This window comes from Pseudomonas sp. PME37.24/006 (assembly GCF_055556635.1).
Genome location: NZ_JBVHNL010000002.1, coordinates 605,961 through 631,317, shown reverse-complemented (window position 1 = coordinate 631,317; position 25,357 = coordinate 605,961). Strand labels below are relative to the sequence as shown.

The following is a 25,357-nucleotide window of genomic DNA, read 5'->3' as shown; positions in this document are numbered from 1 at the left end:
CCTGTTGGGTTGCGGGGGAGCCACTGGCTCCCCCGTCGTCGATCACAGTCCCTGTTCGCTCAGCCACAGGTTGAGTGCTGCCATCTGCCATAGCTTCGAGCCGCGCAGTGGCGTCAGTTGGCCTTGCGGGTCGGTCAGCAGGCGGTCGAGCATCTGCGGGTTGAAGATGCCGCGGTCATGCGCCGGGTCGACCAGCAGATCGCGAACCCAACCGAGCGTCGCGCCCTCCAGGTGCTTGAGGCCCGGCACCGGGAAGTACCCCTTCTTGCGGTCGATGACCTCGGAAGGGATGACCTTGCGCGCAGCTTCCTTGAGTACGTACTTGCCACCTTCGGGTAGTTTGAACTGACCCGGGATGCGAGCGGACAATTCGGCCAGGCGGTAATCCAGGAATGGCGTACGGGCTTCGAGGCCCCAGGCCATGGTCATGTTGTCGACGCGTTTGACCGGGTCGTCGACCAGCATCACTGTGCTGTCCAGGCGCAGGGCCTTGTCCACGGCTGCGTCGGCACCCGGCTGAGCGAAGTGCTGGCGGACGAACTCACCGGCCACGTCATCGGTCAGCCAGGCGGGTTGCACGCAGGCTGCATATTCATCGTGCTCGCGGTCGAAGAAGGCTTTGCGATAGGCGCTGAAAGCGTCTTCGGCGCCGTCGACCAATGGATACCAGTGGTAGCCGGCGAACAGCTCATCCGCACCCTGGCCGCTTTGCACCACCTTGCAATGTTTGGCTACTTCGCGCGAGAGCAGGTAGAAGGCGATGCAGTCGTGGCTGACCATCGGCTCGCTCATGGCGCGGAAGGCGGCTGGCAACTGGTCGAGAATTTCGTTCTCACCGATGCGCAACTGGTGATGCTGGGTGCTGAAGCGTTTGGCGATCAGATCCGAGTACTGGAACTCGTCGCCACGCTCGCCACCGGCATCCTGGAAACCGATGGAAAAGGTCAGCAGGTTGTCGACACCAGCCTCGCGCAGCAAGCCGACCAGCATGCTGGAATCGACGCCGCCGGAAAGTAGTACGCCGACATCGACCGCTGCACGCTGGCGAATCGATACGGCTTCACGCATGCCGTCGAGGGTGGCATCGCGCCAGTCTTCAAAGGTGAAGTTGGCTTCGTCCGCGTTCGGGCCAAAGTTCAGTGTCCACCAGATTTTTTGCTCGACCTTTCCGTTAATGTCGACGCGCATCCAGGTCGCTGGCGGCAGCTTCTCGACACCCGCAAGAATGGTGCGTGGAGCCGGTACCACAGCATGGAAATTCAGGTAGTGGTTGAGCGCGATGGGGTCGAGGGTCTTACCGATATCGCCGCCTTTCAGCAGTGCTGGCAGGCTTGAAGCGAAGCGCAGGCGATCTTTGGTCTTGGAGAGGTACAGCGGTTTCACGCCCAAGCGATCCCGGGCGATGAACAGCTGTTGGCTGTCGCGTTCCCAGATGGCGAAGGCGAACATGCCGTTAAGTTTGGGCAGCAGGTCGGCGCCCCAGGCGTGGTAGCCCTTGAGCAGCACTTCGGTATCGCCACCCGAGAAGAAGCGATAACCGAGCTGTTCCAGCTCGCCGCGCAATTCCGGGTAGTTGTAGATGGCACCATTGAAGACCATCGACAGGCCGAGATCGTTGTCGATCATCGGCTGGCCCGAGGCCTCGGCGAGATCCATGATCTTCAGCCTGCGGTGGCCGAAGGCAACCGGGCCGCGGCTGTGGAAGCCGTGTGCATCCGGGCCACGGGGGGCGAGGTGGTGAGTGATACGTTCAACGGCGGCCAGGTCGGCCGGTTGGTTATCGAAGCGTAGTTCGCCTGCTATTCCGCACATAGTCTATAAAGCCCGCGTATTTCCTGGGCTCTGTTCCTCCTTAACGTCAGTCCGTACCAGTTGTGTACCGGTTCTGAGTTCCAGCACGCTCCAGAGCGCACCGGAGATGATCGAGCATCAATGGAACCGATGCGCGCCATCGGCAGCACAGCAGTCCCGAGCTTTTTCGAGTCACCTCGGCGCAGGAATGTTCAATAAAATGACGGGGCAGGTGGTGCACGGCTTGCGAAGCCTCCCTTGCAGCCAGTGCTGGCGGCAACGCCGAAATCGCGGCATGGCCACAATCATTCGCGCCGGGGGCGACGCTCCTACGGATACGGTGCTGCGATCACGATTGTAGGAGCCGCGCCCCCGCGGCGAATCGTATGGGCAACACCGAAATCGCGGCACGGCCGCGATCATTCGCGCCGGGGGCGACGCTCCTACGGATGCGGCATTGCGATCACCATTGTAGGAGCCGCGACCCCGCGGCGAATCGCATGGGCGGCGCCACAATTGCGGCATGCCCGCTATAGCCAGACTGCATCCCAATGGGGATAGTCGCCTATTCGCTCTATCAATCCAGCGCGCAATGGGTTGGCTACGATGTAACGCGCGATGTGAAGTACATCGTCCTCTTTACGCACGGCGTGATCGTGAAAACCCTTTTGCCAGATTGGCTCACCGATACGTCTCGCCGACAGCGACTTCACTCTCCCGACCAGCTGCGACAAGGTTCCTTGCTGTAACTGAAAGAGCCAATGCAGGTGATCAGGCATCACCACATAACATAGCGTCGTGTGTGTACCCGCCACAGCGTCTTGCTTGATTACGTTGATCAGCATTCTTGCCTGGTGAAAGTCAGCGAAGACAGGTTTTCTATCCTGAGTCACCGTGGTTATCAGGTAAACCTGGCCATGGGCTGAGTACCTTCCCAAGCGAAGTCGATGGGCAAATCGGTGATTGGCGTTCACATTAATCCCTCCTTGGATCTACGTGTTTCGCTAGTGTCGTTCGCGACCGGCGCATTCGTTTTTGGCAAACAACAGGGATCTGCAGTGCGGCCGCGATTATTCGTGCCGAGGGCGACGTTCCTACGGATGCGGCATTGCGATCACCACTGTAGGAGCCGCGACCCCGCGGCGAATCGCAAGGGCAACACCGAAATCGCGGCGCGGCCTCGATCATTCGCGCCGGGGGCGACGCTCCTACGGATGCGGCATTGCGATCACCATTGTAGGAGCCGCGGCCCCGCGGCGAATCGCGAGGGCAGCGCCTGACTTGCGGTAAGGCCGCAACTTATTGGCGCGCCGCGCCAATCGGTAGATATCAGCCCTTGCGGATCAGCTGCCGAAGCATGAATCGGTTGGGGTGGCAGGCTTCGGCGACGTCCTGGGGCACTGGCAGTGGTTCGTCATTCAGCCAGGCGGCGATCAGTTCGCCGGACAGCGGTGCGGTGATCAGCCCACGGGAGCCGTGACCACTGTTGATGTACAACCCTTCCTGCCAGGGGCAAGGTACTTGCGGCACCTGGCGGGCGTCGCGGGCCAGCACGGCGTAGGCCTCGGCGAAGGCATCGGGGGCGGCTAGCGGTCCGACGATAGGCAGATAATCCGGGCTTGTGCAGCGAAAGGCCGCGCGACCTTGCAGCGTATTCGGCTCCAGCGTGTCGACCCGCAGGCGTTTGGCCAGGTCGCTGGATATCTCTCTAAGCAGATCCAGATTGCTAGCGTGTTCGGCGCTACTCGGCGTCAGGTCATCGCTATCGAAGTTGAAGCTGGCCCCCAGGGTGTGCTCGCCATGGCGAACCGGCGCCACATAACCTTCCGCGCACACGACCGTGCGCAGCGTGGTGCTTGCGGGCGATGCAGGCAGCCGGCTGATTTGCCCGCGGATGCGCTTGAGCGGCAGTTGTGCGGTTTGCTCGAAGTGGGTGATATCCGCTGCGCCACAGAGCACGACCACCGCTGCACTGGCGATCATTTGTTGACCGCTCCAGGCTTGCCATTCTCCGTCCACGCGTTTGAGCTGCAAGGCGTGTTTAAAGACATGCAGGCTCACGTTTGGATGATCGATCAGGTGCTGGCAGAGGGCTGGCGGGTGAACCCAACCGGCGTCGGGATAGAACAGCCCGCCGCTTGCCAGCCCAATGCCAGCCTGGCGTTCGGCCTCGTCACGATCCACCTGGGTCAGTAATGTTTCGGGAAAGGCAGCAGCGAGCTTGGCCTGACGCTGCGCTTCACGCTCGTCGAACGCCAGTTGCAGTACGCCGCAGTTGTCCCAGTCCTGCCCTTTGTGCAGGGCCTCAAGCAGGCGGCGTGTGTAACCGAAGCCATCGACGATCAATCGCGACAACGCTGTGCCGTGAGCGGAAAGCTTGAGGTACAGCACGCCCTGCGGGTTCCCCGAGGCTTCCTGGGCGATGGCTGCGTGGCGTTCCAGCACATCTACCTGCCAGCCGCGTGCGGCAAGGCTGGCTGCGCTGGCGCAACCAGCGAGCCCCGCGCCGATCACCAGAGCACGGCGTTCGACAGGGCGATACGCAGGGCGCGCGAACCAGGGCTTGCTCAAGGTGCTGGCTGCACCGCCGAAGGTGCCGCGCATGACTTCCCATTTCTTGCCAAGGCCCGGTACGCGCTTGATCTGAAAGCCAGCTTCTTTAAGCGCTCGGCGAACGTAACCGGTAGAGGTGAAGGTGCCAAGCGTGGTTTCCGGCGTGCTTAGCCGGGCCAGTTGGGCAAATAGCTCGGGCGTCCACATCTCGGGGTTCTTGGCAGGAGCGAAGCCATCGAGAAACCAGGCGTCGATCCGCGCACCAAGCTGCGGCAGCATGGCCAGGGCGTCACCGATCATCAGTGTCAGCACCACGCGGCCAGCGTCGAAAACCAGGCGCTGGAAGCCTGCGTTGACACCGACATAGCCAGCCAGCAATTGCTCGCTATAGCTCTGTAATGACGGCCACAAGGCCAGCGCGCGCTTCAGGTCGGTATGAGTGAGCGGGTGTTTTTCCACGCTGACGAAATGCAACCGTGCACCGGCAACGGCCTGTTGATCGAACAGCTCCCAGGCGCATAGAAAGTTCATGCCGGTGCCGAACCCGGTTTCGCCGATCACTAACTGCTCGCCGAGTTGCAGTGCCGCGAAGCGTTGTGGCAGGTCATTATTGGTCAGGAACACATAACGCGTCTCTTCCAGGCCGTTCTCCCGAGAGAAATAGACATCGGCGTATTGGCGCGACGAGGGTTGGCCCTGTTCGTCCCAGTCGAGTTGTGCGTGTTGATCGGCCATCGTGGCGTTCCTGGAGCAGGCAGGGCGGCGATTCTAGCAGGGGCGATGTGCAGAGCGAGCGCGTATAAGGCTGGCGTATCGCGTAGGAGCGCCGACCTCGGCGCGAATGATGGTGGCCATAACGCGATTTTGGCGTTGCTCATACGATTCGCCGCGGGGTCGCGGCTCCTACAATGCGATAGTGGCCATTGCGAAGACCCGTGTCGTGCCCCCGATTCGTGCGCAAGCGAGGCCGACTACAATCCCAAGCCTGGACATAGAATCTCCTACACCCTCCGCCTGGATCGAGCCTCGCGATGCTGAAGGCAACCCACCTGTGCATCGTGGCTTGCGCTGAAATGCCAACGGCCCCTAGTCTGGGGCATACATTTCAGGAAGAGGTGCTTATGTTCGAATCCGCCGAGATCGACCACATCATCGACAAGGCTACCTTCGACGCCGAAGAGCAAGTGCTGCGCGAGGCACTGCTCGAGGCGCAATACGCGTTGCGCGAGCAGGGGCGCTCGGCGGTGGTCATCCTGATCAACGGCATCGAGGGGGCAGGCAAGGGCGAGACGGTGAAGCTGCTCAACGAATGGATGGATCCGCGCCTTATCCAGGTCAGCACCTTCGATCAGCAAACCGACGAAGAGCTAGCCCGGCCAGCCGCCTGGCGTTATTGGCGGCAGCTGCCACCCAAAGGGCGTATCGGGATCTTCTTCGGCAACTGGTACAGCCAGATGCTACAAGGTCGCGTGCACGGCGATTTGAAGAAGGACGACCTCAATGGCGCCATTGACGGCGCGCTGGGTCTGGAGCAGATGCTGTGCAACGAAGACACGCTGATCTTCAAGTTCTGGTTTCATCTCTCCAAGAAACAGATGCTGGGGCGTCTCAAGAGCCTGCAGAACGATCCACTGCACAGCTGGCGCTTGAGCCCGCTGGATTGGCAGCAGTCGAAGACCTACGACAAGTTCGTGCGTGTCGGCGAAGATCTGTTGCGACGCACCAGCCGCGATTACTCGCCTTGGTACATCGTCGCCGGAGCGGACGCCAATTACCGCAGCCTGACTGTTGGGCGCGTTCTTCTCGAGGGTTTGCAGGCCGCACTGCGTGATACCAGCGAGCGCGCTCCGCTGCCCCATGCCACGCCACTGATGACCCGCACTGACCAGCGCAGCCTGCTCGACAGCCTGGACATGAGTGTGAGCCTCGCCAAGGCTGACTACCGTGAGCAACTGACTCGCGAGCAGGCGCGTCTGTCGCTATTGATGCGCGATAAACGCATGCGCCGGCACGCGCTGGTGGCGGTGTTCGAGGGTAACGATGCCGCCGGCAAGGGTGGTGCGATACGTCGGGTCGCTGCGGCGCTGGATCCCCGGCAGTACCGCATCGTGCCGGTGGCAGCGCCGACCGAGGAGGAGCGCGCCCAGCCTTATCTATGGCGCTTCTGGCGGCATATTCCGGCGCGCGGCAAGTTCACCGTGTTCGACCGCTCCTGGTACGGCCGCGTGCTGGTGGAGCGGGTTGAGGGTTTCTGCGAGCCGGCGGACTGGCTGCGGGCTTACGGCGAGATCAACGATTTCGAGGAGCAGCTCAGCAATGCAGGTGTGGTGCTGGTGAAGTTCTGGCTGGCCATCGATGAGAACACCCAGCTGGAGCGCTTTCGCGAGCGCGAGGCCAATCCGGTCAAGCGCTTCAAGATCACCGAAGAGGATTGGCGCAACCGCGAAAAGTGGCCGCAGTACCGCGAAGCGGTGGGCGACATGGTTGATCGCACCAGTACCCGCCTGGCGTCGTGGACACTCGTCGAGGCCAATGACAAGCAGTTCGCCCGGGTAAAAGTGCTGCGTACCATCAACGATGCGCTGGAGGCGGCGTTCGAAAAGAGCGAGCGTTAATACTGCCGATATCCGTGGCCCGTAGCCTGGTGTTGAGCGAAGCGATACCCAGGGTTAATAGCCAATGGGTTATGGCCTGAAACTGCCCGTGCTGTTGCGACTCTCGATGATCGCCAAGGCCTGCAGCATGCGGTCGATGTAGCGGGGGATATTTCGCTCGGCTTCATCGCGGGAGAAGTAGGGGCCTTCGAGGGTGCCCTCGCGCGTCGTGAAGAAGAAGCGGCCATTGATGGTGCTGACCCGGTCACTGCGAAAGTGAGTGGTCTGAACCGTATCCTCTGCGCGCTGGGTAGTCATATTAGTCGCCGCCCGTGAACGTACCTGCAGTGCAGTGTATCAGCGGATGGGAAATCTGCTGGCGACGCCATTATGGCTAGCTGCAGCCCAACAAACGTAGGAGCGTCGCCCTCGGCGCGAAGGATTGCGGCCTTGCTGCAATTTCGGCATTGCCCTGGCGATTCGCCGAGGGGGGCGCGGCTCCTACGGAGGTGATCGTGTAGGTGCGTCGTCCCGGCGCGAACAAGGGCACTCTGTGTTCAGCGCCGATTCGGCAAGGTCTTCTGCTTGAGGATATACAGGCTCACCAGCACAGCGCTGGTTAGCATGAACGCGCGCGCCCATACCAGTGGAACCAGCCAGCAGGAAACGCCTATGCTCAGCCACATCAGGCCGATGGCATAAATCTTGGCTTTGCGAGGAATGCCTTCACCCTTCAGATAGTCGCGAATCCACGGGCCGAGGTGAGGATGTTCGACCAGCCACAGATAGAAGCGTCGCGAGCTGCGCATAAAGCAGGCGGCGGCCAGCAGCAGGAAGGGAGTGGTGGGCAGCACCGGCAGGAAGATGCCGAGCACGCCCAGCGCTACGCTCAGCCAGCCGAGGGTCAGCAGGCTGTAGCGCAGCAGAGGGTTGCGTGTTTCGTAGGGTTCGCGCGCCATGTTGATGGCGTCGCTATCAGTGGTGGCGAGGTTTGAGCAGCGCCGGTTTTTCTTCAGGTGCATTGCACAGCAGGAACAGTGCGGTGAGCAGCTCCGGGATCTGTTCGACCATGCTATCGACCAAGTCGCGATCACGGGCAATCTCAGCGAACTCCGGCTGCTCATCGAACAGGCCCGAACCGACCATGATCGGTAGCAGCAGCTCGCTGACTTCGTCTTCGGCGTCGTCGAACCACACGGCTTCACGCAGGAATACGCCTTCCATGAAGCCAATGCACCAGCCGCGCAGGTCGGAGTCGTCCGGCTCGTCACCGAGATCCAGCTCACACGGTACTTCCGGCTCGTCATCGCTGGCCAGCTGGCGGGCGATATGCGACTGCAGCTGAATCAGAGTGGCTTCGATGTCATCGCGCTCTTCATCACTGCGGTAGTGCGGCGGCTCGGAGAACAGGGCGTCGATCCACTCACGGGTTTCGACCTTGTCCGGGCAGATGGAGAGGGCGGTCAGGTAACCGTGTGCGGCGACATAGTCCAGCGCTTCTTCGTGCAGTTCATCAGCATCGAGGAAGGCTTGCAGACGGGACAGTTGCTCGGCGAAGGACATCGGTGGCTACCTTGAAGAAGTAAACGAGGCTGAATTCTAGCAGGCTGTTGAAAAACTATCTGCGTTGCCGTTGCTTCGTTGAAAGCAGATTCGAAATGCTCATTTACAGCTCGTAAACTCCGCTTTCTCACCTGCTTTCACCTCGCACCGGCTGCCTCGCCTACGTTTTTCAACGGCCTGCTAGAGCAGACCAACCTACCCGGCCAGAGTTGCAGGCAAAACGGTGTGCTAAACGCTAAAAAACACATCGGTTGCCCGTCGCCGCGAGACTCTTGCGTATAATGCCCCGCTTGATTCGGAGACCCTACATGCTCGAGCAGGCGCAACGCATCCTCAAAGACGTATTCGGCTATGACAGCTTCCGTGGCCGCCAGGGTGCGATCATCGAGCGCGTGGCCAGTGGCGGCGATGCGTTGGTGTTGATGCCGACCGGCGGCGGCAAGTCGCTGTGCTTCCAGGTACCCGGGTTGTTGCGTGACGGACTGGCCGTGGTGGTTTCGCCGCTGATCGCGCTGATGGACGATCAGGTAGCGACTCTGGAAGAGCTGGGTGTCGCCGCGGTGGCACTGAACTCGACGCTGGACGCCGATCAGCAGCGCGATATCGCCGATCGCATTCGTCGCGGCGAGATCAAGATGCTCTACCTCGCCCCGGAGCGGCTGGTGCAGCCGCGCATGCTGGCCTTCCTGCAGCAGCTGAAGGTTGCCCTGTTCGCCATCGACGAAGCTCACTGTGTGTCTCAGTGGGGGCATGATTTCCGTCCCGAGTACCTGCAGTTGGGGCAGTTGGCCGAGCTGTTCCCCGACGTGCCGCGCATTGCCCTGACCGCGACCGCCGACATGCGTACCCGCGAGGAGATCGTCAATCGTCTGCATCTGCAGAACGCCGAACGCTTCCTGTCCAGTTTCGACCGCCCCAACATCTTTTACCGCATCGTGCCCAAGGAGCAGCCGCGCAAGCAGTTGCTGGCGTTCCTGGCCGCGCGCAAGGGCGATGCCGGCATCGTCTATTGCCTGTCGCGCAAGAAGGTCGAAGAAGTCGCGTCGTTTCTATCCGAGCAGGGCTTCCCGGCACTGCCATACCACGCTGGCCTGCCCAGTGAGCTGCGCGCCTATAACCAGAAACGCTTCCTTAATGAGGAAGGTCTGATCATGGTGGCGACCATCGCCTTCGGCATGGGCATCGACAAACCCAATGTGCGCTTCGTCGCGCACCTCGATCTGCCCAAGTCGCTGGAAGCCTATTACCAGGAAACCGGTCGTGGGGGCCGCGACGGTCTGCCCGCTGAGGCCTGGATGGCCTACGGCCTGCAGGACATGATCTTCCTCAAGCAGATGCTTGCCAATTCCGAAGGCGACGAGCGCCACAAGCGCGTGGAGCAGCACAAGCTCGATGCGATGCTGGCTTTGTGCGAGGAAACTCGTTGCCGTCGCCAGGTGTTGCTGGCCTATTTTGACGAAGAACTGCCGCAGCCCTGCGGCCATTGCGACAACTGCACCGACGGCGTGCAGACCTGGGATGCCACCGAACCGGCTCGCCAGGCGTTGTCGGCCATCTATCGCAGTGGTCAGCGTTATGGCGTCGGCCACCTGGTGGACATTTTGCTTGGCCGCGACAACGAGAAGATGCGTAGCCTCGGCCACCAGCATCTCTCTGTTTTCGGTGTTGGCAGTGCGCTCAGCGAAGGCGAGTGGCGCTCGCTGTTCCGTCAGTTGGTCGCGCGTGGCCTTGCGGATGTGGATCTGGAAGGCTATGGCGGGTTGCGCCTGTCCGATAGTTGTCGGCCCTTGCTACGAGGTGAGGTGACGCTGCAACTGCGCCGTGACCTCAAGCCGCAACAGAGCGCCAAGGCCTCAGGCAGCCCGGCACGGCAGTTGGTGCGTGGTGAGGAACGCGAGCAGTGGGACGCGCTGCGTGCCCTGCGCAAGCGTCTGGCCGAGGAGCACGGCGTGCCGCCTTATGTCATCTTCCCGGATGCCACCCTGCTGGAAATGCTGCGTAGCAAACCCAGCACACTGGCGGAGATGGCCCGTGTCAGTGGTGTGGGTGCTCGCAAGTTGGAGCGCTACGGCGATGCCTTCCTCGAAGTGCTGGCTGGCAACGGAACGCCGCAGCCGGTGGTGGATCTGCGTCACGAGCTGGTCAGCCTGGCCCGTGCCGGCATGACGCCTGCGCAGATAGCCAATCAGCTCGGTTGTAGTCAGAAGAGTGCTTACTCGCTACTTGCCGAGGCCATCGCTGATCAGCAGATTTCCCTTGAGCAGGCCCTCGATCTGCCGGAGGAGTTGCTTGGTGAGATACAAGACGCCTTTCTCGATGGCGAAGGTGAATTGCCACCCGTAGCGCAAATCAGCCCGCTGTTTGCCGGTCGTGTGGAGGAGGGCGTGCTGCATTGCGTTCGCGCAGCGTTGCAAGCCGAATTCGAAGCCTGATCGACGATTATTGACGCGACAGACTCTTATCTCGCAACGACTGCAATCTTGCTCTCTGCCAAAAGCTATGGTTAGCTCGCTAATAATTAGTTTTTGATAATTCCAAGAGCAGCCTCAATGTCCCAATCCGAACAACACCGTTTCGCCATGCAGTTGGCTCAGCTTTCCCGTTCCTGGCGCGCCGAGCTGGATCGGCGGCTCGCTGGCCTGGGGCTGTCCCAGGCGCGCTGGTTGGTGCTGCTACACATCGGCCGTTTCGACGAGTTACCGACCCAGCGTGAGTTGGCCCAGAGCGTCGGTGTGGAAGGGCCAACGCTGGCGCGCTTGCTCGACAGCCTGGAGGCACAGGGACTGGTCAGCCGCCATGCGGTACCCGAGGATCGTCGGGCCAAGAAAATCGCTTTGTGCCCGCCGTCCAAGCCGCTGATCGAGCAAATAGAAGCGATCTCCACGCAGTTGCGCGAAGAGCTTTTTGCTGGCATCGACGAGGAAGAACTGCGCCGTTGCCAACAGGTGCACGCACGCATTCTGGGTAATCTGGAACGCCGCTGATGCAGGGGCTGTCTCTCCTGCAGAGACGCTTCGGGCCGCACTATCCACAGTATCTTCTAGTGGTGCTGATGCTCGGCAGCATGGCGATGATTCTGGCGTCGACCAGCATCAATGTTGCCTTGCCAGCAATCATGGCCGACTTCAAGATTGGCCGTCCGCTGGCCCAGTGGTTGTCCACCGGGTTTCTCGCCGCGATGACTGCTGGCCTCTTACTGTCAGCCTGGGCCCAGGCCCGGCTTGGCGCTCGTGCTACGGCGCAGGCAGGTTTGAGTCTGTTTATCGTCACCTCATTGCTTGCACTGGTGGCCGATGCCGCCTGGCAACTGATCGGCTTGCGCATCATCCAGGGGCTGTGTGCCGGTATCGTCCAGCCGCTGGCGATGGTGCTGATTTTCCAGGTGTTCGCCGGCGGCGGCCGCGGCACTGCGCTTGGCACGTATGGCCTGGGCGTGATGATCGCGCCGACGCTGGGGCCGAGCATTGGTGGCTATCTAGTCGATGCATTCGACTGGTACGCGGTGTTCTGGTTGCCTTTGCCGATGTGCGTTCTGGCCATGCTCGCTGGGCAGTTTCTAATGCCCAGCGAGCGGCAGCGTGATACGCCATTTCTCGACCTCCGGGCTTTCAGCCTGCTGTGCATCGGCTTGTTCGCCTGGCTCGGTGCGCTGGCCGAGGCGCAGCGCTTTCCCTGGGGGCAACCGCAGGTCTGGCTGACCGGCCTGGTCGGCACTCTGGCGATGGCCGGCTTTCTATGGCGAAGTCGCTGTAGTGCTCGCCCGTTGCTGCCGCTCGGGCTCTGGCGACATGTTGGTTTTCGCAAGGCCAGTTGGGTAGCGCTCGCCCTGGGCATGGGACTGTACGGCACTACCTACCTGATCCCCCTGCACGTGCAGGCTATCGAGGGCTATAGCGCTGGTCTGGCCGGTTTGCTGTTGCTGCCCACGGGCATTCTGATGGGGGTGGCGTCTTTTCTTGGTGGCTGGTTGAGTGATCGGTTGTCCACCGCTGTGCTGCTGGTTAGCGGATTGCTGCTGCTGGCGCTTTCATCGTTCGGGCTGGGTTGGCTGGAGCCAGGAGCATCGTTTCTGGTGCTGTGCTGCTGGGCCTGTGTGGGGCGTATTGGTCTGGGTATCCTGCTGCCAGCACTGAGCACTGGAGCGCTGGACATTCTTGACCGTGAGCAGCTGGCACACGGAGCGGGGGCTATCACCTTCGTGCGTCAGTTGGGCGGTGCATTCGGCGTTAACCTGCTGACCTTCTTTCTGGAGTGGCGCCATCGCCAGGAGGGCGGCGATTTCGCTGCCGAGGTGGTGGCGTTTCAGCAGAGTTATTTGCTGATGGGGGCGCTGTTTGTCTTGACCGTTTTTGCCGCCTGGAACATTCGGCCGTCACAACGTTGACGGCGTTCACATAACTAGCCGTATTTCTGGCTTTTTGCGTATGATGGCCAGATGCTCGACTTCGAGTGGATTATGCGGGTTGAAAACTCGCAAGCCGTTGAATCGAGACCATACTCACTACTCGGTGGGACAAGGAGCGTTTGCCGACGCAGCGCTGTGCTACGCCGCATCTTGCAGGAAGGCCGATCCGGTTTCGGTTGCTGCAGCTACTCTTCGAGCGGAGTTATCGGGAGCTTTTATGACTCGTGTTCGTCACTTACTGATCGGCCTGGCATCGGGTTCGGCATTCTATTCGGGACTGGCGCCAGCGCTGGGGTTGGGTGAGATCACTCTGCATTCGGCGCTTAATCAGCCGTTGAATGCCGAGATCGAGCTGTTGGCGGTTGGCGATGACATGAGCGCTTCCGATATCAAGGTCTCACTTGCGCCCGCGGATGCCTTCAATCTTGCCGGTGTCGATCGCGTTTACTTCCTCAATGACCTGCGTTTCAGTCCAGTCATGCGTGGCGGCAACAGCGTCGTGCGGGTAGTTTCCAACCAGCCTGTGCGCGAGCCGTACCTGAATTTCATCGTTGAGTTGAAGCGTCCTGGCGGACAGTTGTTGCGCGAATACACGGTGCTGCTCGATCCGCCAACGTCTTCCTCGTATAGCAGTCAGGCGGCACCGGTCGGCAACAATGAGCAGTTCACGTCCTACGCGCCGCCGCGTCGTACGCCTATCGCCAGCCGTGGTGAGCGCTATCAGGTCACCAGCGGTGACAGCCTTTGGACAATTGCATCCAAGCTGCGAGTGGAAGGCAACCAGACCTCCCTGCAGGACTTGATGCTAGATATCCACGCCCTCAACCCACAGGCGTTCAGCAACGGTGACATTCACCGGCTGCGTGCCGGGGCTTCGCTATTACTGCCCGATCATGCACGCATGCCGGATGCCGCAGCGAGCCAGCCTACGCAAGCAGGCGCTGCACCACGTTCTGAAGCGCCTGCCGAGATCATTCCCGATACTGCGCCGCAACAGCCTGCCGAACCTCAGGTGGAAGTGATTGCGCAGATTCGCCGTGTCGAGGAAGAGGTCGCCAACCGCAGTGCCGAGAACCTGCAGTTGCAGCAGGATCTGCTGGTGGTGCAGAACCAGTTGAAAGACATGATGACGCGCATGGAAGCGCGTGACGAGCAGATTGCCCAGCTGTTGGAGCAACTTGCTCAGCGCCCGGTGCCTGTCGAGCCCGCTGTAGCCGCTGCTGAGAGCGCTGCGCCGACTGCCGCTGTGCAAGAGCCTGCCGTTGCACCTGCAACGCAGCCGGCTGCAGAAGGGTTCTGGAATCTGTGGAACGTGCTGCTTGCATCCCTGCTGGCGCTACTGGCTGTTGCTTTTTTGCTGTTCAAACGTAAGCGCAAGCCTGATCCCGAAGCGATTGCCGAGCCTGTAATCGTCGTACCACCAGTGGTTCGGGCTGCTGCACCTGAGGTTGTCGAACCTGTTGCGGTATCACGTGCCACGGTAGTCGACGTACCTCTGCCGGTGCGCTCCCCGGCTGTAGCGCGCACTGAGCCGAATTCCACAGATCCGCTGGACGGCGCCAATATCTATATTGCCTATGGCCGCTTGGGTGAAGCAGTAACTGCGTTGCGTCAGGCCTCCCTGGCTAACCCACAGCGTCTGGATATCCGCTTCCGTTTGCTCGAAGTACTGGCCCAGCAGGGCAACACCGCCGCCTTCGCCGAAGAAGAAGCGAAGTTGCGTCATGACGGTTTTGATAGTGCACGCATTGACCAGCTCAAGGGTCGCTATCCGGCTCTGTTTGTGTTGCCGATGGAAACCCTAGAACCTTCCGACTCGCAGGAGCCGTTGGGGGGGCTGGAGGAACTGACTCTGGAACTGGATGATGTGCCATCGTCAGCGCTGGAACAAAGCAAGGGGCAGGACGACGATTTTCAGTTGAACCTGGACGACCTGTCGCTGGATGCCGATTGGGATCTGGTCAACCCGTTCGAGAGCGGAGCTCGCAAGAAACGTGCTGGTGTAGAGCCCGGATCTTCCGCGGCCACAAGCGCTGAGCAGTCCACCGATATTTTCGGTCATGATGCCAACAGCCCATTCGCTGGCACCATGCTAGTGGAGGAAGAGGGGCATGAGGACGATTGGCTCGATCTGGATGATTTGCCTGCTGATGAAGCCGATGGTCTCGATCGTTTCGTCACCAATGAGGCGAACCTGACCAAGCTCAATCTGGCGATGGCCTACATCGAACAAGACGATCTCGAAGCTGCCTGCGATATCCTCAACGAAGTGCTCAGCGAGGGTGACGAGGAAGAGAAGCAGGAAGCCCGTGAGCTGCTTGCGCGTATTGCCTGATCTAATTCCTGATTGAAACCAAGCGCGGCCATGCCGCGCTTTTTCATGGGCGCTCGAATGGGCTGGCGCTAAGATGGCGGCCTTAGCAATGGAGCCGACTCATGACCCCTAACAAAGCCGAAGTCACCATCACCTATTGCACACAGTGCCAGTGGCTGCTGCGCGCTGCCTGGCTGGCCCAAGAGCTACTGTCGACCTTCGCTGATGACCTTGCCAGGGTCAGCCTGGAACCGGCAACCGGCGGCACCTTTCGCATCCAGTGCAACGGTGTGGAAATTTGGGAGCGCAAGGCTGATGGCGGCTTTCCCGAAGCCAAGGTGCTCAAGCAGCGGGTGCGCGACGTGATCGACCCGGCCCGTGACCTCGGCCATAGCGATCGCCCGGCAATGAATTGAGTCATTGCGCTAGGCCGTTTTCGGCACTGGCCCTGAACCTGCGTGAGCGGCGCTCATGCATACCGCCACGATGATCAGGCTGCCACCGGCAAGCATTCCAGGCGTTGGAGCCTGACTGAACAGCAGCCAGGCGAAGCTGATGCCGTAGACCGGCTCAAGAGCGAAAATCAGTGCCGCGCTGCGGGCTTTGACCACGCGCAGACTGGCTACAAGTAGGCTATGTGCCAGGCCTGTGCAGAGCACGCCCAGCAGAGCCAGCCAGAACCACTGTGGAGCTGCCAGGCCCTGCAGCGTCGCACCAGCGAATGGCAGTGAGCAGGCCAGGGCTACCAGATTTTGGCCGAGTGCCGCCTGGATCGGATCGACATGCGAGGCAATCGCTCGGCCAAGCAGCGATAGCAACGCGAACAGCAGCCCCGACATGACTCCCCAAAGCAGCCCCTGAGTGTTGCTGTTGCTCGCATCCAGCGCCGGCGCGACCATCAGCAGGCCGACGCTGACCAATGCAACCATCAGGTACTCGCCAGGCCGTGGGCGTTCGCCCAGCAGCACTTCGAGCAAGACCGTGAAGGCCGGAAAACTGGCGAAACCCAGGGTCGCGATGGCCACGCCGGACACCCGCACCGATTCGAAGAAGGTCAGCCAGTGAGCCCCCAGCAGCAGGCCACCAAGTGCCAGCCAGGCCAGATGACGGGCCGCGATGCGCAACGGTTTGCCCAGCGCGAGGAGAAACAGGCCCAGCGCAAGCACGGCGAACAGCGAGCGGCCGCTGACGATAGTCATGGGTGTGGTGCTCGCCAGTTCGCCGAATATGCCGGACAGGCCGAATGCCAGAGCGCCCAAGTGCAGGCCGAGCAACGCGTTGCGGGTGTTCATGCCAGGCGCGCGCCATTGGGCAGGGGCTTGTCGAAGCCGGCGAGGACAACTTTGTCGTCGCTGTCATAGACCCCCGTCACCACTACTTCAGAACGCACCCCGGCAATGCGTTTGGGGGCGAAGTTGCAAACGCACAGCACCTGGCGCCCAACCAGTTCGTCGGCGCTGTAGTGGGCGGTGAGTTGGGCGCTGGAGGTACGGATGCCCAGCTCGCCGAGATCCACCTGCAACACGTAGGCGGGTTTCAAGGCTTTTTCGTTGGGCGCCGCGCTGATGAGGGTGCCGACGCGCAACTCGACGCGTTCGAAGTCCTGCCACTCGATGATCTGCATGATACGTCTCCTGTTCTGGCCGTCACTTTAAAGGGCCGGAACAGGATCAGCTGTCGCGCGACTGGCGTTATTTGTCGCGAGGCTGGCGCTCGCGCAGCGCCTTGGGCGTTTCGCCGAATTGCCGGGAGAGGGCGGCGGTGAAGGCGCTCTGCGAGGTATAGCCGACCCGTGCGGCAATTTCGCCGACGCTCAGGCGGCTGTTGTGCAGCAGTTGGCGGCCCAGGCGCAGGCGTTTGTCGCGCACGTAGGCCATGGGTGTGAGCCCTGTCTCGTCGAGAAAACGGTTGTGAAAGCGCGCAGCGGAAAGCCCGGCAAGGCTGGCCAGATCCGCCACCTGAATGGGATGGGCAGCGTGCCGCTCGATATAGGCGTTCAGCACGCTAAGCGGCAGACCCAAACTGGGACGTTGATTGGCTTCTGCGCTTAGGCTGGCCAGCAGCAGAATAGAGCCCTGACGAGCGATCAGCGGATCGTTGATCGGGCTGGCGGCAAGCCAGTTGACCAGGCCGCTTTGCGTCACCGACAGCTCTACTTTCTGCGGCGCCTCCAGCAAGCGTTGGCTGGCATCGGCATGATCGCCGAGGTGATGCTCAAGCCAATTGCCTGCGGGTACGTCGAGCACCAGGCATTCGCTGCCATGGCGGCTGTCGCAGGCGTGGCGCGCACCGGCAGGCACCACCACCAGCGTTTGCCGGCTGATGCGACTGCCCAGGCCTTCAACCTCGAACTGCAGGTGTCCGCTCAGGCCGAAAACTAGCTGGGCATGGTCATGCTCGTGGCAGACGATGTCCTGATGGTAGTGGCGGACTGACAAGAGCGCTGACATGGCGGAGTTCCTCGAACGGTCGTGCCAGTTTACTCCGTGAATCGACGTTTTGGATGCGGACAGCGAGCGTGCATCTGCGAAAACGCCGCTGTCGTGATGCTGCTGTCATCGAATCGCCATGCCACGTTCACAATCATTTCACCGCTTTCGCTCAAGCTCGGCCGAAAATCTGCCGGAGATCGCCCGATGAGCATCGCACAACTGGTAAGGCCGAGCCGCAAGCAACGCGTCCGCACGCTGTGGATTTCCGATGTGCACCTGGGCACACGAGATAGCCAGGCCGAGCACCTGGCGGCCTTTCTCAAGCGTTATCAGGCCGAGCGTATTTATCTGGTGGGCGACATCATCGACGGCTGGAAGCTGCGCGGTGGCATCTACTGGCCGCAGGCGCATACCAATGTGATCAGACGCCTGCTGACCATGAGCAAGCGCGGTACTCAGGTGATCTACGTCACCGGCAATCACGACGAATTCCTGCGCCGTTATTCGAAATTGCTGCTGGGCAACATCCAGCTGGTCGACGAAGTCGAGCACGTCACCGCCGATGGCCGGCGCCTGCTGGTCATCCACGGCGACCAGTTCGACGTGATCACCCGTTACCACCGTTGGCTGGCCTTTCTCGGCGACTCGGCCTACACCTTCACGCTGGTGCTCAATCGCTGGCTCAACCACTGGCGGCGTCGCTACGGTTACGGCTACTGGTCGCTGTCCGCCTACCTCAAGCACAAGGTCAAGACGGCGGTGAACTTCATCAGCGATTTCGAGGAAGCCATCACCCACGAATGCGCTCGTCGCGGCTTCGACGGTGTGGTGTGCGGGCATATTCACCACGCTGAGATCCGCAAGCTGGGTGATGTCGAGTACCTCAACTGTGGCGACTGGGTCGAATCCTGCACGGCGCTGATCGAGTACCCGGACGGGCGCATCGAGCTGTATCGCTTGGCCGATGAGCAGGAGCGGCTGGCGCAACTGCAGGCAGACAAGGTCGCGGTCATCGAGCCAGCCGCATGAGGCTGCTGATCGTCACCGATGCCTGGGCGCCGCAGGTCAATGGCGTGGTCACCAGTCTGCAGGCTCTGGTCAGCGAGTTACGGGATATGGGGCATCTTGTCGACGTGCTTTCGCCGAGTGCATTTCGCTGCGTGCCCTGTCCGAGCTACCCGGAGATTCCCCTGGCCTGGAACCTGTGGCGCGTCGCTGCGGCCATCGAGGCCTTCGCTCCGGATTGCGTACACTTGGCGACCGAGGGGCCCTTGGGTTGGGCGGCGCGGCGTTGGCTGCTGCGCCGAGGCATGGCATTTTCCAGTGCGGTGCACACTCGTTTTCCCGAATACCTGACGACGCGATGTCCGTGGCTACCGCTGGGGTTGGGGTATGCCTATCTGCGTCTGTTTCATCGTCCCAGCCAGGCGGTGCTGGTCAGTACCGAACGATTACGCGAGGGGCTTGCCAGTCGAGGGCTGCAGCGCCTGGCATTATGGCGCAAGGGCGTGAATACCCGCCTGTTCGCCCCGAAGGTCTGTGCCCAGACGCCGGTGGCCGCGGTATTTCTGTACGTGGGGCGCATCGCGGCAGAGAAGAATCTGCAGGCATTTCTCGAGCTCGATCTACCCGGCGAGAAATGGGTGGTCGGTGATGGACCTCAGAGAGAGGGGCTGCAACAGGCTTATAGTCAGGTCAGGTTCTTTGGTTACCGGCACGGCGAGGAATTGGCCGAGTTCTATCGTCGCGCCAGTGTGCTGGTGTTTCCCTCGCTGACCGATACCTACGGCCTGGTGATGCTCGAAGCCCAGGCCTGCGGCACGCCGGTGGCAGCCTTCGCCGTGCCGGGGCCGTTGGATGTAGTGGTGCCCGGCGTGACGGGCGTGCTCGCCGACGATTTGCGTCAGGCGTGCCTGGCAGCGCTGGAGCTGGATCGCAGGCTATGTGCGCAGGAGGCCGGGCGACAATCCTGGCGCGCGTCGGCTGTCGAGTTTCTGGCCCGACAGCCACTGCTGAGTGGCGAGTCGCTGGATGTCGAATTGCCGCCGCGAGCCGCGGGGCTGGGCATTACATGATGATCTTGTCGCGCAGCTTCTCGGCAGCCTGCTGCAGGGCCTGGATGACCCGTTCCTTGTCGAAGTTCTGAATGCCGTTGGTATCCAGGTACATGGAGAACCCGGGCAACTCGTGTTCGACGTAACTGGAGGTGGCACCCAGGTCGCGGCGGAAGTCCACCACCTGATAGATCTGCACCGGCCGGGTGAAGCCCTTGACGTTGATCTGGCCCTTGTCGCGGCACATGATCACGTCTTTGATCAGCGAGTAAGTCTCGTGGGAGATCAGGATCTCACCGGCTTCGGCGGCGCTTTCCAGGCGGCTGGCCAGGTTCACGTCGCGACCGATGATGGTGTAGTCCATCCGCGTATCGGCACCGAAGTTACCGACGGTGCAGTAACCGGTGTTGAGCCCCATGCGGATCTCCAGCGGCTTGGTGATGCCCTGGGCGCGCCAGTGCTGGCGCAATACTTTCATGTGCTTGCGCATGGCGATGGCCATCGAGACCGCGGCCATGGCGTCCTTCTTGGCACCCTGGCTGCTCGGGTCACCGAAGAACACCATGACGCTGTCGCCGATGAACTTGTCGATGGTGCCGCCGAACTTCATGCAGATCTTCGACATCTCGTTGAGATAGGTGTTGAGCAGATCGGTCAGAGCCTCGGCTTCCAACTCTTCGGACAGCTCGGTGAAGCCGCGAATGTCGGAGAAGAACACCGTGAGCTTCTTGCGCTGGGTTTCCAGGCGCACGTGTTTCTTGCCGCTGAAAATCGACTCCCACACCTGGGGGGACAGGTACTTGGCCAGGTTGCGGGCCAGACGCGCAGCCTTTTCCTGCTCACGCTTGATCTCGATGCGTACCTGGCTGAGGCGGATGCTCTGCTGGTGTACGAAGTAGGCGGTTATGCAGATATACAGCGTGGTGAAGACGATACTGACCAGCGCCACCACCGCCGGTGTTTCCGGTGCGACGTGCAGGTCGGTGAGCGAGGCGGTGAGCAGAGCGCCGCTGCAGGCCACCAACAGCGCCAGGCCCATATCGCGCAGCCCGCCGACGATCAGGGCGCTGAACGTCAGCGTGAGCAGGCACATCAGGCTCGGCACCACCGAGAAACCCAACAGCGCTGCAGCGGCACCACAGTGCAAGGCATCGACGAACAGCAGGGTCATGATCGTGCGATGCGGGTGATCGTCCCTGAAGCGTTTGCTGATCCAGTAAGCCAGGTGCGGGTAGAGCAGGGCGTACGGCACCAGCCACAGCAACTCGTGGCTGAACACCTGCGCGTAGGTACCGGCGGCGACACTGGCGGCTACGGCGATGTAGGCCAGCACGCGGGAGTAATACTCGCGTGTGGGCAGCGCTGGCAGCCCGCCTGGTACAGAGGAAAGAGTTGCGTTCATTCGTTGATAACGATCCTTGCCGAAAATCCGACTGCATAACCGAACGCCAGGCTGGAGGCAGCGTGCGGAGCGGGTCAGCGCAAAGTCGGGATCATATACGCTGGGGCAAGGGCCGGCAAAGCTGGAATGCCATAAGACCCCGAACGGTCAGGTTTAACCGCTTGCCGGTCTGTGCGTGATAAACCTGCAGGATAAAAGGTCGCAGTTTTCTCGACAGCCAGTGCAGATTTTAAGATGTGCTTGTGACTGAAACGTCGAGTAACCGGTAACCAACTCCAGCCTCCGTGACGATAAAACCAGGGGCGGTCGGGTCGTCGCCGAGCTTCTGGCGTAGTCGGCCAACCACTACCCGTAAGTAATGGCTGTCTTCTGCGTGGCTCGGCCCCCAGACTTCGTTGAGCAAATGCTGCTGGGTCATTACCCGGCCCAAATACCGAGCGAGTAGCGCAAGCACGTCGTACTCCTTGCGGGTCAGGCTGATTTCCAGTCCCGCCAGTAATACACGCCGATAGGCAAAATCCACGGTGAGCGGGCCACTGCTCACCGTGGAAAGCTGCTCGCCAGCACTGCCTGCCTGGCGCATCAGCGCGCGTACGCGGGCGAGAAGCTCCTGAATGCCAAACGGTTTGGTCACGTAGTCGTTGGCTCCGGCATCCAGGGCCATGACTTTTTCTCGTTCGCTGGCGCGCACCGATAGCACCAGCACGGGCACCTGTGACCATTCACGTAATTCACGCAGTACGGTTTGGCCGTCCATATCCGGCAGACCGAGATCGAGAATCACCAGAGCGGGCTTGTTCAACGCCGCATGGGCCAGGCCTTCGCTGCCATTGGTAGCTTCCAGAACTTTGTAGCCTTGGGCGGTCAGACTGATGCGCAGTAACTTGCGGATCTGCGCTTCGTCGTCGATCACCAGAATGGTCGGTTGATTGCTGCTCATATCACGCGCCCTTCAAGTTACGACTTGATCAAGGAATGTCTAATTAGGTTCGTCAAACGCTTGCTCTAGTGCCGGTTGCGGATGCAACGGCAAATGCAGCGTCAAGGTTGCTCCACGACCGTCCAGCCCTTCGCCCACGGTCACCCGGCCGCCGTGGGCGCCCACCATACCCTGGCAAATCGCCAGCCCCAGACCGGTACCCTGGGCTCCGCGATCACCACGTGCCGCGGTGTAAAACATATCGAAAATTTTCTCCCGTTCATGCGGCGCAATCCCCGGGCCTTGATCACTTACGGCAAAACTCAACTCGTTAGCGGCACTGGCGACACTGATACGCAAACGGCCCTGATGGGGTGAGAAGCGCGCAGCATTCTCCAGCACATTGATGAGGGCTTGCTCGATAAGCGCGGCATGTACATACAGCAGTGGCAGTTCTTCAGCTAACGCCACCTCAACTTGCAACGGGGCCAGCACTTGGCGCAGACGTTGTAAGGCGCTGGCGATTATATCGCCTGGCGCTACCCAGTCCCGTGCCAGGGCCAAGCCGCCATGACCCAGGCGGGTCATATCCAGCAGATTCTGGATATAGCGATCCAGGCGTTCGGCCTCGTCGCGGGTACCTTCGAGAAGTTCGCGGCGGTCGCTCAGTGAGATGCTCTCGCCGACGGCAAGCAGGCTGTCGATCGAGCCACGCATGGCGGTCAATGGCGTGCGTAGGTCGTGAGATACCGAGGCGAGCAATGCACTGCGCAGCTCTTCGGTTTCGCCATGCAGGCGCGCGGCCTCGAGGTCTTCTGCCAACTGTGCGCGTTCTAGTGCCTGGGCCAGGGGTTGAGCCAAGGCGGCAAGTAAGCGGCGCTGTTCAGGGGGCAGCGCGCGACCATCTTTCGGGCTGACGCCGAGCAAGGCCAGAGGCCCGTCTTCAGCCGATAACGGCCACCACCACCAACGGCCACTCGGCAGTGTTCCCGTACCCAACCCGGCCGGCTGTTCGTGCTGCCAGGCCCAGTCGGCCGCAGCGCGCTCCTGCTCGCCGAGCTCGTGTTGTACGCCTGCATCCACCTTCCAGAACCCCTCAGGGCTGCGAGACAGCAGGCTGATTTCGATCTCACTCCATAGGCTTAGTTGCTGCAACGCGGCGGCGAATACGGCTTGGCGATCAGTGGCAACCGTCAGCTTGCGCGACAGTTCGAGCAACGCCGTAGTCTCGCTCTGAGTTTGCCGGAGGGTTTCCATTTGTCGACGCTGACGGCTTGCCAGGTTGCCCGTCAGGGCCGCCATTAGCAGGAAAAACAGCAGGGTGAGTACGTCCTCCTGGCGGGCAATGGTCAGCGACCATGTGGGCGGAATGAAGAAAAAGTTATACGCCAGGAACGACAAGCCGGCGCAGGCCAGGGCCGGACCCAGGCTGCTACGCACGGCCACCAACAACACGGCCATCAGGAACACCATGGAGATATTGGGTAGCTCCAGAATGCGTGATACCAGCAGCGCCAGGCCCGTGGCCAGCAGTGCTGCGATTAGCGCCAGCCAATAGTCGCGCCACACCCGTAGTGGCGCGCTGCGTTTGCTCGTTTGCGCTGCCTCTGCTTCACAGTCGAGCACGCTAATTTCCAAGCCATGACCGCGAGCCAGTAAGCGCTCGGCCACGTTACGACGTAAGCCTCGCAGGCTCCACGAGCGATGGCTGCGGCCAACCAAAATCAAGCTGGCGCGACGCTCCTGAGCATGTTCGATGAGGGTTTTCGCCACTTCGCTGGCGCGTAGGCTGACCACCTCGCCACCCAGGCGTTCAGTCAGTTGCTGGGCGGCTTGCAGGCAGGCCAGGCGACGCTCATCGCGTTCGCCACCGGTATCCACATGCACGACCGACCAGGGTAAATGGCGGCGCTCAGCGACCCGGCTGGCGTGCCGGACAAGTCGCTCGGCGTGTTGATTGGCGTCGATCCCGACCAGTAATCGCCCGCGTACAGTGGGCGCCTGCTGACCGTTCAGGCGATAGCGGCGGCTGAGGTCCGCGTCCACTCGCGCGGCGGCCGTCTGCATCGCCAGCTCACGCAATGCGGTGAGGTTGGTCTGGCTGAAAAAAGCATCGATGGCCGCGCGTGCCTGCTCCGGCACATAGACCTTGCCATCGCGTAAGCGCTCTAGCAGTTCACGGGGCGGCAAGTCGATCAGCAGAATCTCGTCGGCCTCCTGCAGCACCCAATCCGGCACGGTCTCACGGACGTGAATGCCGGTAATGTCGCGCACTTTGTCATTGAGGCTTTCCAGGTGCTGCACATTGACTGTGGTGTAGATGTCGATGCCCGCTTCCAGCAGCTCGTGCACGTCTTGCCAGCGCTTGGTGTGGCGGCTGCCGGGCACATTACTGTGGGCCAGTTCATCGACCAGCAGGAGTGTAGGCGGGTTGGACAAAATGGCGTCCAGATCCATTTCGGTCATCGCCACGCCGCGGTACTGGAGGTTGCGCTGTGGCTGCTGCGGTATGCCGACCAATAATGCTTCAGTCTCTGCCCGAGCATGGGTTTCTACCACTCCGGCACGCAGATCCACGCCTTGGCGAAGTTGCGCCTGGGCAGCCTGCAACATGGCAAACGTCTTGCCAACGCCGGGTGCCGCGCCGAGAAACACTTTCAGGCGACCACGTCCCTCACGAGGCATTTCGGCGAGCAAGGCATCGGCGCGTACGGCATCACTCATGGCGTTTACTCACCTTCAGTTGAGGGGCGACTGTCAGTCAGGGCCAGGTTTAGCGCCAGCACATTAACCACTGCCGGGCCGACCCAGGGTTGTTCGGTGTATTGCGTCACCAGACGTTCCAGTGTTTCAGCAGGAAGTCCGCGGGCCGCCGCTATACGCGCGATCTGATAGCGCGCGGCAGCCGGTGGCAGGTGCGGATCCAAACCGCTGCCCGAGGTGGTCACTAGTGCCATGGGCACAGGGCCCTGGCCGGCAACGCTAAGCTGAGCGGCATCGGTGGCGATCCGCTTAGCCAGTGCTGGATTGGTGGGCGCCAGGTTACTTGCGGCACTGGATACGGTCGCAAAGTCTCCAGCTGACGGCCGCGACTGGAACCATTCGTTGCTCTCGAACGACTGAGCCAACAGTGCACTGCCGCGCACCTCGCCGTTGGCGTCTCTGATCAGGCTGCCGTTGGCCTGAGCGGGGAATAGCAACTGAGCGATGCCGGTCACGGTTAACGGATAGGCCACACCCGTTAGTAGGGTCATAAACGCCAGCACGCAGATGGCGGGGCGGAGTTGTTTGAGCATGGTGATTCTCCAAATTTCGCTTGGTAAGGCGGGC

21 protein-coding genes are annotated in these 25,357 nt (G+C 61.3%); 8 read left to right on the top strand and 13 right to left on the bottom strand.

Annotated elements, in window-relative coordinates:
• Positions 1 to 42: 42 nt before the first annotated feature.
• The 3 genes from ACZ3GY_RS08435 to mnmC all read right to left on the bottom strand — a co-directional run bounded on the left by ACZ3GY_RS08435 (position 43) and on the right by mnmC (position 5,079).
• Complete coding sequence (locus ACZ3GY_RS08435) at positions 43 to 1,812, bottom strand: N-acetylglutaminylglutamine amidotransferase (RefSeq protein WP_465909663.1); 1,770 nt, start codon at positions 1,810 to 1,812, stop codon at positions 43 to 45.
• Between the two features lie 509 nt (positions 1,813 to 2,321).
• The gene (locus ACZ3GY_RS08430; RefSeq protein ID WP_465909662.1) at positions 2,322 to 2,765 is read right to left on the bottom strand and encodes an REP-associated tyrosine transposase; all 444 of its coding nucleotides are present in this window, start codon (positions 2,763 to 2,765) and stop codon (positions 2,322 to 2,324) included.
• 355 nt (positions 2,766 to 3,120) lie between these two features.
• Positions 3,121 to 5,079 (bottom strand): bifunctional tRNA (5-methylaminomethyl-2-thiouridine)(34)-methyltransferase MnmC2/FAD-dependent 5-carboxymethylaminomethyl-2-thiouridine(34) oxidoreductase MnmC1, encoded by a 1,959-nt coding sequence (gene mnmC, locus ACZ3GY_RS08425; protein WP_465909661.1) that lies wholly within the window; start codon positions 5,077 to 5,079, stop codon positions 3,121 to 3,123.
• A 386-nt stretch (positions 5,080 to 5,465) separates the two neighbouring features.
• Between mnmC and pap the strand changes: the two genes are divergently transcribed.
• The gene (pap, locus tag ACZ3GY_RS08420; RefSeq protein WP_465909660.1) at positions 5,466 to 6,959 is read left to right on the top strand and encodes a polyphosphate:AMP phosphotransferase; all 1,494 of its coding nucleotides are present in this window, start codon (positions 5,466 to 5,468) and stop codon (positions 6,957 to 6,959) included.
• A gap of 69 nt (positions 6,960 to 7,028) precedes the next feature.
• On the opposite strand, the gene ACZ3GY_RS08415 is transcribed toward pap, so the two are convergent.
• From ACZ3GY_RS08415 to ACZ3GY_RS08405, 3 genes are all read right to left on the bottom strand, one after another.
• Positions 7,029 to 7,256, bottom strand: a complete 228-nt coding sequence (locus ACZ3GY_RS08415) for a DUF6316 family protein (RefSeq protein ID WP_463564651.1) — start codon at positions 7,254 to 7,256, stop codon at positions 7,029 to 7,031.
• A 239-nt stretch (positions 7,257 to 7,495) separates the two neighbouring features.
• A complete protein-coding gene (locus tag ACZ3GY_RS08410) occupies positions 7,496 to 7,897 on the bottom strand; it encodes a YbaN family protein (protein ID WP_465909659.1) in 402 nt (133 codons plus the stop codon).
• A 16-nt stretch (positions 7,898 to 7,913) separates the two neighbouring features.
• The gene (locus ACZ3GY_RS08405; protein WP_463564653.1) at positions 7,914 to 8,501 is read right to left on the bottom strand and encodes a UPF0149 family protein; all 588 of its coding nucleotides are present in this window, start codon (positions 8,499 to 8,501) and stop codon (positions 7,914 to 7,916) included.
• Positions 8,502 to 8,809: 308 nt separating this feature from the next.
• On the opposite strand from ACZ3GY_RS08405, the gene recQ reads away from it, so the two are divergent.
• From recQ to ACZ3GY_RS08380, 5 genes are all read left to right on the top strand, one after another.
• Complete coding sequence (recQ, locus tag ACZ3GY_RS08400; RefSeq protein WP_465909657.1) at positions 8,810 to 10,933, top strand: DNA helicase RecQ; 2,124 nt, start codon at positions 8,810 to 8,812, stop codon at positions 10,931 to 10,933.
• A 117-nt stretch (positions 10,934 to 11,050) separates the two neighbouring features.
• Positions 11,051 to 11,485: a MarR family transcriptional regulator gene (locus tag ACZ3GY_RS08395; protein WP_463564655.1), complete on the top strand. Its 435-nt coding sequence runs from the start codon at positions 11,051 to 11,053 to the stop codon at positions 11,483 to 11,485.
• Positions 11,485 to 12,885, top strand: coding sequence for a DHA2 family efflux MFS transporter permease subunit (locus ACZ3GY_RS08390; protein ID WP_465909656.1), 1,401 nt, complete (start codon positions 11,485 to 11,487; stop codon positions 12,883 to 12,885). The genes ACZ3GY_RS08395 and ACZ3GY_RS08390 overlap by 1 nt, the downstream gene beginning before the upstream one ends.
• Positions 12,886 to 13,123: 238 nt before the next feature.
• A complete protein-coding gene (locus ACZ3GY_RS08385; RefSeq protein ID WP_465909655.1) occupies positions 13,124 to 15,241 on the top strand; it encodes a motility hub landmark protein FimV in 2,118 nt (705 codons plus the stop codon).
• 101 nt (positions 15,242 to 15,342) lie between these two features.
• Positions 15,343 to 15,636, top strand: a complete 294-nt coding sequence (locus ACZ3GY_RS08380) for an Rdx family protein (RefSeq protein WP_465909654.1) — start codon at positions 15,343 to 15,345, stop codon at positions 15,634 to 15,636.
• Between the two features lie 9 nt (positions 15,637 to 15,645).
• Here the strand turns inward: ACZ3GY_RS08380 and ACZ3GY_RS08375 are convergent, their stop codons facing one another.
• The 3 genes from ACZ3GY_RS08375 to ACZ3GY_RS08365 all read right to left on the bottom strand — a co-directional run bounded on the left by ACZ3GY_RS08375 (position 15,646) and on the right by ACZ3GY_RS08365 (position 17,670).
• Entirely contained in the window at positions 15,646 to 16,512 is an 867-nt protein-coding gene (locus tag ACZ3GY_RS08375) for a DMT family transporter (protein WP_465909653.1), read from the bottom strand.
• Positions 16,509 to 16,844: a tRNA-binding protein gene (locus ACZ3GY_RS08370; RefSeq protein WP_465909652.1), complete on the bottom strand. Its 336-nt coding sequence runs from the start codon at positions 16,842 to 16,844 to the stop codon at positions 16,509 to 16,511. Before ACZ3GY_RS08370 ends, ACZ3GY_RS08375 begins: the two co-directional genes overlap by 4 nt.
• Positions 16,845 to 16,911: 67 nt before the next feature.
• Complete coding sequence (locus ACZ3GY_RS08365) at positions 16,912 to 17,670, bottom strand: helix-turn-helix transcriptional regulator (protein ID WP_463564660.1); 759 nt, start codon at positions 17,668 to 17,670, stop codon at positions 16,912 to 16,914.
• A 186-nt stretch (positions 17,671 to 17,856) separates the two neighbouring features.
• Between ACZ3GY_RS08365 and ACZ3GY_RS08360 the strand changes: the two genes are divergently transcribed.
• Positions 17,857 to 18,681 (top strand): UDP-2,3-diacylglucosamine diphosphatase, encoded by an 825-nt coding sequence (locus tag ACZ3GY_RS08360; protein ID WP_465909651.1) that lies wholly within the window; start codon positions 17,857 to 17,859, stop codon positions 18,679 to 18,681.
• Positions 18,678 to 19,727 carry a glycosyltransferase family 4 protein gene (locus tag ACZ3GY_RS08355; protein WP_465909650.1) on the top strand — a complete coding sequence of 350 codons (1,050 nt, stop codon included), beginning with the start codon at positions 18,678 to 18,680 and terminating at the stop codon, positions 19,725 to 19,727. The genes ACZ3GY_RS08360 and ACZ3GY_RS08355 overlap by 4 nt, the downstream gene beginning before the upstream one ends.
• On the opposite strand, the gene ACZ3GY_RS08350 is transcribed toward ACZ3GY_RS08355, so the two are convergent.
• The 4 genes from ACZ3GY_RS08350 to kdpC form a co-directional block, all read right to left on the bottom strand.
• Positions 19,720 to 21,108, bottom strand: coding sequence for an adenylate/guanylate cyclase domain-containing protein (locus ACZ3GY_RS08350; protein ID WP_465909649.1), 1,389 nt, complete (start codon positions 21,106 to 21,108; stop codon positions 19,720 to 19,722). The genes ACZ3GY_RS08355 and ACZ3GY_RS08350 overlap by 8 nt on opposite strands.
• Before the next feature lie 229 nt (positions 21,109 to 21,337).
• Complete coding sequence (locus tag ACZ3GY_RS08345; RefSeq protein ID WP_465909647.1) at positions 21,338 to 22,048, bottom strand: response regulator; 711 nt, start codon at positions 22,046 to 22,048, stop codon at positions 21,338 to 21,340.
• A 39-nt stretch (positions 22,049 to 22,087) separates the two neighbouring features.
• Positions 22,088 to 24,751 carry a DUF4118 domain-containing protein gene (locus ACZ3GY_RS08340; RefSeq protein ID WP_465909646.1) on the bottom strand — a complete coding sequence of 888 codons (2,664 nt, stop codon included), beginning with the start codon at positions 24,749 to 24,751 and terminating at the stop codon, positions 22,088 to 22,090.
• A gap of 5 nt (positions 24,752 to 24,756) precedes the next feature.
• A complete protein-coding gene (gene kdpC / locus ACZ3GY_RS08335; RefSeq protein ID WP_465909645.1) occupies positions 24,757 to 25,323 on the bottom strand; it encodes a potassium-transporting ATPase subunit KdpC in 567 nt (188 codons plus the stop codon).
• Positions 25,324 to 25,357: the final 34 nt, after the last annotated feature.

Excerpts from the sequence above, each read along its gene's own strand:
- ACZ3GY_RS08435 (WP_465909663.1), bottom strand. The coding sequence starts at position 1,812 with ATGTGCGGAATAGCAGGCGAACTACGCTTCGATAACCAACCGGCCGAC.
- mnmC (WP_465909661.1), bottom strand. The coding sequence starts at position 5,079 with ATGGCCGATCAACACGCACAACTCGACTGGGACGAACAGGGCCAACCC.
- pap (WP_465909660.1), top strand. The coding sequence starts at position 5,466 with ATGTTCGAATCCGCCGAGATCGACCACATCATCGACAAGGCTACCTTC.
- ACZ3GY_RS08415 (WP_463564651.1), bottom strand. The coding sequence starts at position 7,256 with ATGACTACCCAGCGCGCAGAGGATACGGTTCAGACCACTCACTTTCGC.
- ACZ3GY_RS08410 (WP_465909659.1), bottom strand. The coding sequence starts at position 7,897 with ATGGCGCGCGAACCCTACGAAACACGCAACCCTCTGCTGCGCTACAGC.
- ACZ3GY_RS08405 (WP_463564653.1), bottom strand. The coding sequence starts at position 8,501 with ATGTCCTTCGCCGAGCAACTGTCCCGTCTGCAAGCCTTCCTCGATGCT.
- recQ (WP_465909657.1), top strand. The coding sequence starts at position 8,810 with ATGCTCGAGCAGGCGCAACGCATCCTCAAAGACGTATTCGGCTATGAC.
- ACZ3GY_RS08395 (WP_463564655.1), top strand. The coding sequence starts at position 11,051 with ATGTCCCAATCCGAACAACACCGTTTCGCCATGCAGTTGGCTCAGCTT.
- ACZ3GY_RS08390 (WP_465909656.1), top strand. The coding sequence starts at position 11,485 with ATGCAGGGGCTGTCTCTCCTGCAGAGACGCTTCGGGCCGCACTATCCA.
- ACZ3GY_RS08385 (WP_465909655.1), top strand. The coding sequence starts at position 13,124 with ATGACTCGTGTTCGTCACTTACTGATCGGCCTGGCATCGGGTTCGGCA.
- ACZ3GY_RS08380 (WP_465909654.1), top strand. The coding sequence starts at position 15,343 with ATGACCCCTAACAAAGCCGAAGTCACCATCACCTATTGCACACAGTGC.
- ACZ3GY_RS08375 (WP_465909653.1), bottom strand. The coding sequence starts at position 16,512 with ATGAACACCCGCAACGCGTTGCTCGGCCTGCACTTGGGCGCTCTGGCA.
- ACZ3GY_RS08370 (WP_465909652.1), bottom strand. The coding sequence starts at position 16,844 with ATGCAGATCATCGAGTGGCAGGACTTCGAACGCGTCGAGTTGCGCGTC.
- ACZ3GY_RS08365 (WP_463564660.1), bottom strand. The coding sequence starts at position 17,670 with ATGTCAGCGCTCTTGTCAGTCCGCCACTACCATCAGGACATCGTCTGC.
- ACZ3GY_RS08360 (WP_465909651.1), top strand. The coding sequence starts at position 17,857 with ATGAGCATCGCACAACTGGTAAGGCCGAGCCGCAAGCAACGCGTCCGC.
- ACZ3GY_RS08355 (WP_465909650.1), top strand. The coding sequence starts at position 18,678 with ATGAGGCTGCTGATCGTCACCGATGCCTGGGCGCCGCAGGTCAATGGC.
- ACZ3GY_RS08350 (WP_465909649.1), bottom strand. The coding sequence starts at position 21,108 with ATGAACGCAACTCTTTCCTCTGTACCAGGCGGGCTGCCAGCGCTGCCC.
- ACZ3GY_RS08345 (WP_465909647.1), bottom strand. The coding sequence starts at position 22,048 with ATGAGCAGCAATCAACCGACCATTCTGGTGATCGACGACGAAGCGCAG.
- ACZ3GY_RS08340 (WP_465909646.1), bottom strand. The coding sequence starts at position 24,751 with ATGAGTGATGCCGTACGCGCCGATGCCTTGCTCGCCGAAATGCCTCGT.
- kdpC (WP_465909645.1), bottom strand. The coding sequence starts at position 25,323 with ATGCTCAAACAACTCCGCCCCGCCATCTGCGTGCTGGCGTTTATGACC.